At 70.2% G+C, this 11,664-nt stretch carries 10 protein-coding genes, 1 tRNA gene and 1 pseudogene; 3 read left to right on the top strand and 9 right to left on the bottom strand.

Going from position 1 to position 11,664, the window contains the following annotated elements; genetic code table 11:
- Position 1 precedes the first annotated feature (1 nt).
- The 8 genes from JHN63_RS39090 to JHN63_RS39125 form a co-directional block, all read right to left on the bottom strand.
- Positions 2-75 (bottom strand) — tRNA-Lys (locus tag JHN63_RS39090).
- Between the two features lie 87 nt (positions 76-162).
- Positions 163-921, bottom strand: a complete 759-nt coding sequence (locus JHN63_RS39095) for an IclR family transcriptional regulator (protein WP_200689861.1) — start codon at positions 919-921, stop codon at positions 163-165.
- A gap of 220 nt (positions 922-1,141) precedes the next feature.
- Positions 1,142-1,918, bottom strand: a complete 777-nt coding sequence (ehuA, locus tag JHN63_RS39100) for an ectoine/hydroxyectoine ABC transporter ATP-binding protein EhuA (RefSeq protein ID WP_200689870.1) — start codon at positions 1,916-1,918, stop codon at positions 1,142-1,144.
- A gap of 10 nt (positions 1,919-1,928) precedes the next feature.
- Positions 1,929-2,579 carry an ectoine/hydroxyectoine ABC transporter permease subunit EhuD gene (gene ehuD / locus JHN63_RS39105; RefSeq protein ID WP_200689862.1) on the bottom strand — a complete coding sequence of 217 codons (651 nt, stop codon included), beginning with the start codon at positions 2,577-2,579 and terminating at the stop codon, positions 1,929-1,931.
- Positions 2,576-3,283, bottom strand: coding sequence for an ectoine/hydroxyectoine ABC transporter permease subunit EhuC (gene ehuC / locus JHN63_RS39110; protein WP_200689863.1), 708 nt, complete (start codon positions 3,281-3,283; stop codon positions 2,576-2,578). Before ehuC ends, ehuD begins: the two co-directional genes overlap by 4 nt.
- Positions 3,280-4,197 (bottom strand): ectoine/hydroxyectoine ABC transporter substrate-binding protein EhuB, encoded by a 918-nt coding sequence (gene ehuB / locus JHN63_RS39115; protein ID WP_200689864.1) that lies wholly within the window; start codon positions 4,195-4,197, stop codon positions 3,280-3,282. Before ehuB ends, ehuC begins: the two co-directional genes overlap by 4 nt.
- A 259-nt stretch (positions 4,198-4,456) precedes the next feature.
- Positions 4,457-5,845 carry an amidase gene (locus JHN63_RS39120; RefSeq protein ID WP_200689865.1) on the bottom strand — a complete coding sequence of 463 codons (1,389 nt, stop codon included), beginning with the start codon at positions 5,843-5,845 and terminating at the stop codon, positions 4,457-4,459.
- A 22-nt stretch (positions 5,846-5,867) separates the two neighbouring features.
- Positions 5,868-6,830, bottom strand: a complete 963-nt coding sequence (locus tag JHN63_RS39125; RefSeq protein ID WP_200689866.1) for a D-2-hydroxyacid dehydrogenase — start codon at positions 6,828-6,830, stop codon at positions 5,868-5,870.
- A 270-nt stretch (positions 6,831-7,100) separates the two neighbouring features.
- Here JHN63_RS39125 and JHN63_RS39130 point away from each other — a divergent pair, with 270 nt between their 5' ends.
- Both JHN63_RS39130 and JHN63_RS39135 read left to right on the top strand, forming a co-directional pair.
- On the top strand, positions 7,101-7,817 hold the full coding sequence (locus JHN63_RS39130; RefSeq protein WP_200689867.1) for a decarboxylase: 717 nt from the start codon (positions 7,101-7,103) through the stop codon (positions 7,815-7,817).
- A 91-nt stretch (positions 7,818-7,908) separates the two neighbouring features.
- A complete protein-coding gene (locus JHN63_RS39135) occupies positions 7,909-9,027 on the top strand; it encodes an LLM class flavin-dependent oxidoreductase (RefSeq protein WP_200689868.1) in 1,119 nt (372 codons plus the stop codon).
- 65 nt (positions 9,028-9,092) lie between these two features.
- Here JHN63_RS39135 and JHN63_RS39140 read toward each other — a convergent pair whose 3' ends face one another.
- The gene (locus tag JHN63_RS39140) at positions 9,093-10,973 is read right to left on the bottom strand and encodes a bifunctional diguanylate cyclase/phosphodiesterase (protein WP_200689869.1); all 1,881 of its coding nucleotides are present in this window, start codon (positions 10,971-10,973) and stop codon (positions 9,093-9,095) included.
- A gap of 376 nt (positions 10,974-11,349) precedes the next feature.
- Here JHN63_RS39140 and JHN63_RS39145 point away from each other — a divergent pair.
- Positions 11,350-11,664 (top strand): annotated as a pseudogene (locus tag JHN63_RS39145) (peptidase M6); the annotation flags it as partial.

Here is an 11,664-nt window from a genome sequence, read left to right on the forward strand (position 1 = left end):
GTGCGCCGCCAGGGACTCGAACCCCGGACCCGCTGATTAAGAGTCAGCTGCTCTAACCAACTGAGCTAGCGGCGCATGACTCACGCCTTCCGCTGGATCGGTGTCTCGCGGAGGGCGACGAGAAAATACTACCTGGTCCGGAGGGGTGCTCCGGACCAGGTCCTAGATCGCGAGAGACAGCAGTACGGGACCCGCTTCGCGGTTCAACGTGTCCGCCGCCTGGCGCAGGCGGTGGGCGTGTTCGACCGGGAGGGAGAGGGCCAGGCAGCCCACCGAGGAGCCGGCCGTGATCGGGACCGCCGCGCAGACCGTGCCCACCGCGTACTCCTGGAGGTCGAGGTGGGGGACGGTCGGCGGCTGGTTCTCCAGGCGGGCCAGCAGTAGCCGGTCGCTGGTGATGGTGCGCGAGGTGAGGCGGGCCATCTTGTGCCGGGAGAGATGGTCGCGGCGGCCGTTGTGATCGAGCTGGCCCAGCAGGCTCTTGCCGAGCGCGGTCGCGTGCGCGGAGACCCGGAAGTCGACCCACTCGTTGACCGCGGGGGTGGTGGGTCCCGCCGCGTACTGGGTGATCGTGACCTCGCCGTCGACGTACCGGCTGACGTAGACCGCCGCGCCCAGGGAGTCGCGCAGTCGGTCCAGGGTCCGCTGGATCTGCTCGCGCACCGCCAGCTCCCGGCCCGCCGAGGAGCCGAGTCGGCTCAGGGCCTCGCCGGTGACGTACGCGCCGTCCGTGAGCTGCTCGACGTAGCCCTCGCGGCGCAGGGTCCGCAGCAGTATCGTCAGGCGCTCGTCGCCGAGGCCGGTGAGACGGGAGAGTTCGGTGTCCGTGACACCGGTGGAGTGCCTCGCGACTGTCTCCAGGATGCGCAGTGCGTCCTGTACCGAGTGGTAGGGAGCGGTCGGCTCGTGCATCAGCGCCACGGTGTTTCTCCCTGCGCTCGCTTTTTGGGCCGTGATACCGGACAGCGAATCACCTCCACGATAGCTGTCAAACGGCCGATGCGGAGCGGCTGTTGGCGAGATTGTGGCCCTCCCTACACCCTCCGAACTGCGGCGCGAATCCTTTGGCATATGCTTTTGTCATGCCACGTGACGTGGACCTTGGGTGTTCGAATGCTCACCTGCAGTAATTGAATAAATGTCAAAGAATCGCGCCGAGGAATTCCCGGGTCCGCTGTTGTTCCGGTTCGCCGAAGATCTGCTCCGGCGGCCCGGATTCGATGACCTTTCCCGAGTCGAACATCAGGACTTGGTCTGAAATATCACGGGCGAAATTCATCTCGTGGGTCACACAGAGCATGGTGATGTCGGTGGTGCGGGCGATGTCCCGCAGTACGTCGAGGACGCCCGCGACCAGCTCCGGGTCCAGCGCGGAGGTCACCTCGTCCAGCAGCAGCACCTGCGGCCGCATCGCCAGCGCCCGGGCGATCGCGACGCGCTGCTGCTGGCCGCCGGAGAGCTGGGTCGGGCGGGCGCCGGCCTTGTCGGCGAGGCCGACCAGGTCGAGCAACTCCAGTGCGCGCGCCTCCGCTTCGTCCCTGGGCAGGCCCAGGACGGTGACCGGCGCCTCGGTGACATTGCGCAGCACGGTCATGTTCGGGAACAGGTTGAACTGCTGGAAGACCATCCCGATCTTCTTGCGGATCTCCCGGACCCGCTTCTCGGGCGCGGGGAAGAGCCGCTCCCCGTCGACGGTGATCGTGCCCTCGTCGGGCTCGGTCAGGGTCATCAGCATGCGCAGGATCGTGGTCTTGCCCGACCCGGAGGGGCCGATCAGGGTGACGTGCTTGCCGGACTCCACGGAGAAGTCGAGGTCGTCCAGCACGGTGTTGGACCCGAAGCGCTTCGTGACGTGCTCCAGGCGGATCAACTCACTGCCGTCCACCGGGGGGTTGGCGCCCGCGTCGGGATCGTTCATCAGGGGCGTGTCAGTGGACAAGGCGTCGCTCCAGGGCTCGGATCAACAGGGAGGCGGGATAGGAGATGAGGACGAAGGCCACCCCGATCACGGTGACGGGCTCGGTGAACTGGTAGTGCTCCTGGGAGAACAGCCGGGCCTGGCCCATCAGTTCGAGCACGGTGATCACCATCAGGATCGGGGTGTCCTTGAGCATCGCGATCACGTAGTTGCCTAGCGCCGGCACCACCCGGCGGATCGCCTGCGGCAGGATCACGGCCGTCCAGGCCCGGCGCACCGGCAGGTTCAGCGCGGTCGCCGCCTCCCACTGGCCGACGGGCACCGCCTCGATCCCCGCGCGATAGACCTGCATCGTGTAAGTCGAGTAGTGCAGCCCGATCGCGAGGACACCGGTGGTCAGCGCGGAGAAGGTCAGCCCCCACTCCGGCAGCACATAGAACAGGAAGAACAACTGCACCAGCAGCGGGGTGTCCCGCACGAACTCGGTCACGACCCCGACCGGCCAGCGCACCCAGCGAGTTGGCGCCCGCATCAGCAGCGCCCACACCAGACCCAGCACGAACGAGATGAGCGACCCGAGGACCAGGATCTCCAGGGTGACCTTCAGGCCGTCCCAGAAGTACGGCATGAAGTCGCCCACGGCACTCCAGTTCCAGTTCACGCGACCCCACCTCCGACACGCACGCTCCGGCCCGGCTCGGACCCGGCGCTCATGGGCGCCTTGCCGATGCCCGCCTTCAGCTTCTTCTCCAGCCCGCGCATCAGCCGGGTGAGCGTGAAGGCGATCACGAAGTAGATCAGCAGGATGTACGTGTAGATCTCCGCGCTCTGCTGCAGCGCGAGCCGCACCAGGTTGGCGCTGAAGGTGAGATCGCCCATGCCCATGACGGACACCAGGGCGGTGCCCTTGAGCAGTTCGATCAGCAGGTTGCAGAAGGACGGGATCATCTCCGGCACCGCTTGCGGCAGCAGGATCAGCCGCATCCGCTGCCAGGGAGTGAAGCTCAGCGCCACGCCGCCCTCCTGCTGCGCCGGGTCGACCGCGTTCAGCGCGCCGCGCACGATCTCGGTGCCGTACGCGCCGTAGGTCAGGCCGAGGGCGAGGGTGCCCGCCCACAGGGGGACGAGCTGCCAGCCGAACGCGACCGGCAGGACGAAGAACACCCAGAAGATCATGACGAGGGCGGAGGTGCCGCGGAACACCTCGGTGTAGAGACCGGCGAGGAAGCGGACGATCCACAGCCGGTGGGTGCGCGCGATGCCGACGACGAAGGACACGACGGTCGCCAACAGCGCGCTGAGGACGAGGAGTTGGACGGTGGTCCAGATCCCCTTCAGGACGAGTTCCCAGAGTCCGGAGGTCATCCGCTACAGAGCTCCTTCGCGGTGAGGTCCGTCATCTCGGCCTTCGTGAACCCGAAGGGCCGCAGGATGCGGAACAACTCCCCGCTCCTCTTGAGCCGGTGGAGCTCGACGTTGAAGGCGTCGCGCAGCTTCGACTCGGTCGGCCGGAACGCGAACGCGCCCCCGTCGATCCGCGGTTTCCCGTCGACGAGCGGCGCGAACGGCCGGGTCGACTCCGCCTTCGCCGACTTCCGCACGACCGCGCGCGTGGTGAGCGCCGTACCGGCGAAGACGTCGACACGCCCTGCTTCCACGGCGTTCAGCCCGGCGACCTGGTCCGGCACGATCAGGATGTCGCTCTGCTTGTACCCGGCGTCGACGGCGTGCTGGATCTGCGCGTACCCGGTGCCGGTGGCGAACTTGGCCTTCTTCGCGATGACGTCCTTGTAGGTGTGCAGCCCCTTCGGATTGCCCTTGCGGACGACGAACGCGTCGAGCACCTGGTAGTCCGGGTCGGCGAAGATGACCTGCTCACAGCGTTCCGGGGTCACGTACATCCCGGCGGCCACGACGTCGAACTGCTGCGAGTTCAGCCCCGGGATGAGCGAGCCGAACTCGGTGGGCACGGGCTGTACCTCGTCGACGCCGAGCCGCTTGAAGATCGCCTCCGCCAACTTCGGTGCCTCACCGGTCAGTTGGCCGTCCCTGTCGATGTACCCGAACGGGATCTCACCCGCTATCCCCAGCCGTACGACGCCCTGCGCCTTCAGCCGGTCGAGCAGATCACCGCCGCCGGCGGCCGACGCGGTGGCCACCCGGCTGCAGCCGGCCGCGCCCAGCGCACCGGCCGCCGCCACCCCGGCGAGCAGTGCCCGACGGGTGTGACCCGGCGTGTGGCCGGATGTGTGTCTGTCGTTCCCTAGTGGTGGAGCCATGGGCGCGCAGCTACCCGACCGCATCCGGGTTATGCACCCAGAACCGAGTGACGGACCGCTTCGTCGCGGTCCCACTCGCAAAGCGGAACGGCTGATGCCGGGTAAATGCGCTGGTGGGGCGCGCCTCGTCGACCCGCACTGTGATCTGGAACGCACTTCCGCCCGCCGTCGACGTCCACCGCGCCGAGCGCGCCCGCGACGAGATCCGCACCGACTTCCCGCCAATGGCAGACGAGGCTCAGCTCACGGCGGGCGTGACTCAGGAAGGTGTGGCCCCGGCGGTGAACAGCGCGTGCGCCGCCCGCAGCACCAGGTCGTCGCGGTGCCGTGCCCCCACGATCTGCATCCCGATCGGCAGCCCGTCGCCGTCGCTGCCCACCGGGACGGTGGCGGCGGGTTGCTGGGTCAGGTTGAAGGGGTACGTGAACGGGGTCCAGCCGGTCCAGCGGCGGTACCCGGAACCCTTGGGGACCTCAACTCCCGCCTCGAACGCGGTGATCGGGAGGGTCGGCGTGACGAGGAGGTCGTAGCGCTCGTGGAACAGGCCCATTCTGCGGCCGAGTTCCGCGCGGACGTCCACCGCCGCCAGATAGTCCAGCGCGGAGAGGCGGGCCCCGGCGGCGCTGATCTCCCGCAGCCCCGGGTCGAGCAACTCCCGCTGCTGCCGGGTGAGTTTCTGTGTCACCCGGGCCGCCCCGCTGAACCACAGGGTGTGGAAGGCGTCCACCGGGTCCGTGACGTCGGGGTCGGTCTCCTCGACGTACGCGCCGAGTGCGGCCAGTCGCTCCACGCCCCGCCGGACCGCCGCCGCGACCACCGGGCGGACCGCGACCTGGCCGCCGAAGGACGGGGAGTACGCGATCCGCAGACCCCGTATGCCCTGCGCGAGGTCCGCCGTGAAGGACGTCGGCGGGCGGTCGAGGCCCGACCAGTCGCGGGCGTCCGGGACACCGATCACGTCCAGCAGCAGCGCCGCGTCCGCCGCGTCCCGGGTCATCGGGCCGACGTGCGACAACGTGCCGAACGCGCTCGCCGGGTACAGCGGGACCCTGCCGTACGTCGGCTTCAGGCCGAAGATCCCGCAGAAGGAGGCGGGGATACGGACGCTGCCGCCACCGTCCGTACCCAAGGACAGCGGGCCCGCGCCCAGGGCAACGGCCGCCGCGCTGCCGCCACTTGAACCGCCGGCCGTGCGCGCGGGGTCGTGCGGGTTGCGCGTGCTGCCGGACAGCGGGGAGTCCGTGACGCCCTTCCAGCCGAACTCCGGAGTCGTCGTCTTGCCGAGGAACACCGCGCCGTGCTCGCGCAGTCGGGCGACCGAGGGTGCGTCCTCGTCCCAACTGCCCTGCTCCGTAATGGTCCTGGAGCCGCGCAGGGTCGGGGCGCCGCGCTGGAGGAGGATGTCCTTCACGGTGACCGGGACCCCGTCCAGCAGCCCGGCCGGCTCGCCGCGCCGCCAGCGCTCCGCCGACTCGGCCGCCCGCGCCAACGCGCCCTCCGCGTCCAGCCGTACGAACGCGTTCACGGCGGGCTGGATCTCCTCGGCCCGGTCGAGGGTCGCGCGGGTCGCCTCCACGGGGCTGAACTCCCCTCTGCGGTAGCCGTCCAGGAGTTCCACGGCGGTCAGCTCGGTGAGTTCGGTCGTCATCCGGCCCTCCAGAGTGGGGAGTTCAGTGCCCCGGTACGTACCCACGCTTCTTGTCGACCACGTTCGGCAGCGGCTTGCCCGCCTCCCATCTCTCGTACGCCGCGACGAACTGCGTCCCGAGTTCGTCCCGCCAGCCGACCGTGTCGCCGCTCATGTGCGGGGAGATGATCAGCCCCGGGACCTGCCACAACGGGCTGTCGGGGGTGAGGGGTTCGGCCTCGAAGACGTCGAGTGCGGCGCCCGCGATCCAGCGTTTGGAGAGGGCCTCCACGAGCGCGTCCTGGACGACGAGTTGGCCCCGGCCGACATTGATGAAGCGCGCCGAGGGCTGCATGCAGCCGAACCGGCGGGCGTCGAACAGGCCCCATGTCTCGTCGGTGAGCGGGGCCGCCGCGATCACCCAGTCGGCGCGGGCCATCAGCCGGTTGAGTTCGTCGGGGCCGTGGATACCGGTGCGCGGGGTGCGGCCGACCAGCGCGGTCGTCACACCGAGTGCCTTGAGGGTACGGACGATCGCCCGCCCGATCGGCCCCGAACCGACCACGCAGGCGCGGGTGCCGGACACCCGCTGCCCCTCCCGGTGCCGCCAGGTCCGCTCCCGCTGGAGGTCCACGGTGCGCGGCAGATCCTTGGCCATCGCGAGGACGAGCGCGGCGACGTACTCGGCGATCGGCTGGTCGAAGACGCCCCGCGCGTTCGTCACCACCGTGTCGGAGTCGGCGAGTTCGGGGCACAGCAGATGGTCCACGCCCGCGCTGGCCGTGTGTACCCAGCGCGGTCGCGGACCCTCGCCGGGCCAGGCGTCGCGTACCGCGTGCGAGGCGAAGTCCCACACCAACAGGACGTCGGCGGACGGCAGTTGATCCGCGAGCGTCGACGCGTCGGCGTGTGCGATCCGCACCCGCCCGGTGAGCTTCCCGAGGCGGGGCAGCGGGTCGGCGTCCAGGACGAGAAGGGTGGGCAGGGCGGCGGGAGTTGCGGTCATGCGAAGCCGTTTCTCGCGGGAAGCACCGGGCGCGGCCGTCCGACATGCGCGGATTGACACGCTCGCACTCGAACTTACCTTCGTCAACATGGACGCCCGCACGGACCGTCGTCACCTCACTTCTCTCGGTGAGGCCGGTGCGGGACGACATCTCGCCGCGGGCGTCGTGTCGGCCAACCAGGTCACGGTGGGGGCAGCCTCGCACCGACGGGGTACGCGTGCCGTGAGCCCCTCTCGGGCACTGCCGGAAGAACACCAGGAAGGCTGGTCATGACCGCACTCGGATTCCTCTACCCGGGCCACTCCGCCGAGGACGACTACCCGCGCATCGAACAGCTCCTCGGCAGCGATGTCCGCCTCGACCTGGTCCACACGGACATCGGCGAGGACGCACACAGTGTGGACGCCCTGCGCGAGCTGGGCTCCCCCGAGCGGCTCACCGCGGGCGTCGAGCACCTGCGCATGTCCGGCGCCGAGGCCGTCGTCTGGGCCTGCGCCGGCGGCAGTTTCGTCCACGGCTGGGAGGGCGCCCATGAGCAGGTGCGCGCCCTGGCCCGGGCGGCCGGTCTGCCGGCGTCGTCGACAGCCTTCGCCTTCGTGTACGCGGCGAAGGAGCTGGGGGTGCGACGAGTGGCCGTAGGGACGACGTATCCGGACGACGTGGCCGCGCTGTTCGCGGACTTCCTGCGGGCCGGGGGAGTGGAACCGGTCGTGGGGCGCGCCTCCGGCGAGGTCGACGCCCGGGGCGGTGACGAGCTGCTCGCGCTGGCCCGTTCCGTGGACGGCCCGGACGTCGAGGCGGTCCTCCTGCCGGACACCGCCCTGCACACGGCCGCCCATATCCCTTCCCTGGAGAAGGAGTTGGGCAAGCCGGTCCTCACGGCCAACCAGGTCACGGTGTGGGAGGCGCTGCGGCTGGCTGAACGGAGGGTCAACGCGCCGGACCTGGGCGCGCTGTTCACGAAGGAGCCGCTCGTACAGGCCTGACCCGCCCGCCCACCGCCCCGGGAATAAAGCGGAGACAGCCTCCTGTTAGCCCTGGAAGGAACCGCACAGCTCACAACAGGAGGCACCCACCGTGGCGGCAGACGACGAGGTCCGGGGCACGACCGACGAGATCCGGGGTACGGCGCGCGGCACCGCCCCCGTCCCCCTGTCCGTACTGGACCTGGTGACCGTGGGCGCCGGCCGCACCGCCACGGACGCGCTCCGTACCAGCGTGCGGATCGCGAAGCTCGCCGAGGCTCGCGGCTTCCACCGCTACTGGGTCGCCGAGCACCACTCGATGCCGGGCGTCGCCTCCTCCTCGCCCGCCGTGATCCTGGCCCACCTCGCCGCCCACACGGACCGCATCCGCCTCGGCTCGGGCGGCGTCATGCTCCCGAACCACGCGCCGCTCGTCATCGCGGAACAGTTCGGCACCCTGGAAGCACTCGCCCCGAACCGCGTCGACCTCGGCCTCGGCCGCGCCCCCGGCACGGATGGCGCCACCGCGGCAGCCCTGCGCCGTACCGAGCGCCTGAACGAAGGCGCCGACGACTTCCCCGAGCAACTCGCCGAGCTGACCCGCTTCTTGGACGACGACTTCCCGGACGGCCACCCGTACGCCCGCATCCACGCGGTCCCCGGCCCGATCCAGTCGACCTCGCCCGGCGGCGTCCAGTCCCCGCACCGCCCGCCGGTCTGGCTGCTCGGCTCCTCCGGCTTCAGCGCCCGGCTGGCCGGCATGCTCGGCCTGCCGTTCGCCTTCGCCCACCACTTCTCGGCGCAGAACACGGTCCCGGCGCTCGACCTCTACCGCGAGTCCTTCCGCCCGAGCGCGGTGCTCGACGCGCCGTACGCCCTCATCGGTGTCTCCGCCCTCGCCACCGACGACGAGGAGGAGGCCCGCCGCCAGGTGCTGGCCGCCGCCCTCAACATGGTCCGGCTGCGCACCGGCCGTCCGGGGCTCGTGCCCACCCCCGAAGAGGCCGAGGCGTACGAATTCAGCCCCATGGAGCGGGAGTTCATCACCTCCTGGAACGCCAACGTCGTCCACGGCACGGTCGACGAGGTCCGCACCGGCCTCGATGATCTGCAGAAGCGCACGGGCGCCGACGAGTTGATGCTCACGTCCCACGCCCACAACGCGGACCTGCGGCTGCGCTCGTACGAACTGATCGCCGACGCCTATGAGTTGACGGCCGATCAGGCCTGATGTCCCAGGGGGCTCTCAGGCCTGATGATCCATGGGGGCTGTCAGGCCTGATGATCCAGGGGCCGTCAGGCCTGGTTGCAGGCCTTGGTCCCCAGCAGCTCGGAGATACGATCCGGCGCCACCGGACGGGAGTACAGCCACCCCTGTCCGGTGTCGCAGCCGATACGGCGCAACCGGGCCGCCTGGGGCGAGGTCTCCACGCACTCGGCGGTCACCGACAGGCCCAGCCGGTGGGCGAGTTGGATCATCGCCTCGACGATGACCTCGTCCGCCGGGTTCGGCGGCACGCCCTCGCCCTCGTACTGGAAGCCCCGCACGAAGGACCCGTCCAACTTCAGGACGGAGACCGGCAGTCGGCTCAGATACGCCAGGTTCGAGTACCCGGTGCCGAAGTCGTCGATGGCGATCTGCACCCCCATGTCGCTGAGCGCCTGGAGCGCCTGCAACGGCCGCCCCGCCGACCCCATCACCGCCGACTCGGTCAGCTCCAACTGGAGCAGCCGCGGGGCGAGTCCGGTCTCGGCCAGGACCTCCGCCACATCGGCGACCAGATCCGAGTCCCACACCTGACGTACGGCCACGTTGACGCTCACGAAGATCGGCGGCTCGTCCGGGTGGTCGAGCTGCCAACGGCGGGCCTGGCGGCAGGCGGTGACCAGGACCCAGCGGCCGAGCTGCACGATCGAGCCGTCCTCCTCGGCCAGTCCGATGAACCGATTCGGCGTCAGCATGCCGAACTGCGGGTGATTCCAGCGGACCAACGCCTCGACCCCGCGCAGCCGTCCGTTCTCCATGGCCACCAACGGCTGGTACTCCAGGGTGAATTCACCCCGCTCGATGGCCGGGCGGAGCGTGGAGGCCAGTGCCTGGCGGGTCATGCGGTGCGCGTTGCGCTCCGGATCGAACAGGGTCCAGCGGGACTTGCCGTCCGCCTTGGCCCAGTACAGCGTCGTGTCGGCGGCCTGCATCAGACCCGTGGCCGTCGTACCGGCCGCCTGCCGTTCGACCACACCGATCGACGCCGACAGGGACAGCCGCTGCCCGGACAGGTCGAAGGGTGCTTGCAGCGCCTTGAGCACCGACTCGGCGAGATCGGCCAGTTGGTCGGTTCCGGTCGAGTCCTCGACGAGCAGCGCGAACTCGTCGCCGCCGAGCCGCGCCACCAGGGGTGCGGTGGCCCGGGTGAGGCCCGCCTCGTCCGCGCACCGCGTCAGCCGCTCCGCCACGGCCGCCAGCAGTCGGTCGCCGACGCGGTGGCCGAGCGTGTCGTTGACCGCCTTGAAGCCGTCCAGGTCCAGATAGCACAGGCCGATCCGCCCGGTGCCGCCCCGCTCGTACGACTCCGCCTCCAGCGCGGCCGAGAGCCGCTCGAAGAACAGGGTGCGGTTGGGCAGCCGGGTCACCGGGTCGTGCATCTCCAAGTGCCGTAGCCGCGCCTGGAGTTCACGGCGGGCGCTGATGTCGGTGAGTGACAGCAGCACACCGTGCTCCGCGGCCGGGAGCGGCGCGGCGGTCACCTGTACCCACAGCACGTGCCCGTCGGGGTGCTTGACCCGGCGGGTGCAGCTCAGCTTGGCCTGTCGGCCGCCGAGCACCTCGCGATAGCCGTGCCAGGTGCGGGCGTCCGCCTTCAGGTCCATCAGATCGGCCGCGACCCGCCCGGTCAGGGCCGCGCCCGGCTTGCCGAGCAGCGCGCCGAACGTGTCGTTCGCGCTGACGACCAGACCGTCGCGGTCCACGACGGCCATCGCCAGAGGGGCCACGGAGAAGGCCGACCCGTACGGGCCGGCCGCGGAGAAGACGGACCCGGGCGGCCCGTCCTCGGGAGGACTGACGCGAGGCGATGCCTCACCACTGACACGAGGCGATGCCTCGCCATTACTCTCTGTTACGGCCGGCCGGATGAGGTCTGCCGCGGGCGCCGGCCCTTCGGACGTTCCGCTCACCGCTCGCTCCCGCAGTGCACTCGATCTTCGGATGGGTCTCGTCGGGATGGCCGACCGGGTGGGAGGCCGCCGTGCCGTGTCCGTGCAGGAAAGTGTGCCGATCATAGAGGTTGGCCCCCGGCCCTTCCAGCCACTGTCCAGTGTCCAGGAACAACGGCCGGTTCCGTCAGATCGTTTCCGCCCGCACCTGGACGGGTTCTTCAAATGGCCGACCACATGTGACGTTCCGTGAGTGTTTCCGGATGTCGGTCCGGGCGTGTCCCGGCCACCCGGGGCGGCCCCCTCACCCTTCTGGTGCAGATAAACAGGGCGTACCCCAACAAACCATCACAGGCTGGGTGTCGGTGTCCCGTGAACCCGCTCCCGGAGGTCCAACGTGCCGTGTCAGCTCCCCCTCAAGGGGCTCTCCCGTACGGCGCTCAAGGGGCTCGCCCAGTGGCGGACGCGGCCCGGACTGCGCGGTACCGCGGCCGTGTTCACCACCATGTCGGCGCTCGCCGCGACCTCGATCATGTCCAGCCAGTCGGTCGCCGAGCCCTTCTCGACCACGCCCTGTGCCCTTAAGCGCACCGCGGCCCACCACTCGGAGGGCCTGGACACCTGGAACACCGCCTACGCGCGCCCCACCCGCCCGCTCGACGCGGTGATGATCTTCCTCTCCTTCCCCGACGCGACCCCGCGGGCCACCCCC

The organism is Streptomyces sp. MBT65 (genome assembly GCF_016612545.1).
In the GTDB taxonomy this organism is placed as follows: Bacteria; Actinomycetota; Actinomycetes; order Streptomycetales; family Streptomycetaceae; genus Streptomyces.

Bases quoted from the DNA above. Each gene is read 5' to 3' on its own strand.
- ehuA (WP_200689870.1), bottom strand. From the start codon at position 1,918: ATGAACGATCCCGACGCGGGCGCCAACCCCCCGGTGGACGGCAGTGAG.
- ehuC (WP_200689863.1), bottom strand. From the start codon at position 3,283: ATGACCTCCGGACTCTGGGAACTCGTCCTGAAGGGGATCTGGACCACC.
- JHN63_RS39130 (WP_200689867.1), top strand. From the start codon at position 7,101: ATGACCGCACTCGGATTCCTCTACCCGGGCCACTCCGCCGAGGACGAC.
- JHN63_RS39120 (WP_200689865.1), bottom strand. From the start codon at position 5,845: ATGACGACCGAACTCACCGAGCTGACCGCCGTGGAACTCCTGGACGGC.
- JHN63_RS39125 (WP_200689866.1), bottom strand. From the start codon at position 6,830: ATGACCGCAACTCCCGCCGCCCTGCCCACCCTTCTCGTCCTGGACGCC.
- ehuB (WP_200689864.1), bottom strand. From the start codon at position 4,197: ATGGCTCCACCACTAGGGAACGACAGACACACATCCGGCCACACGCCG.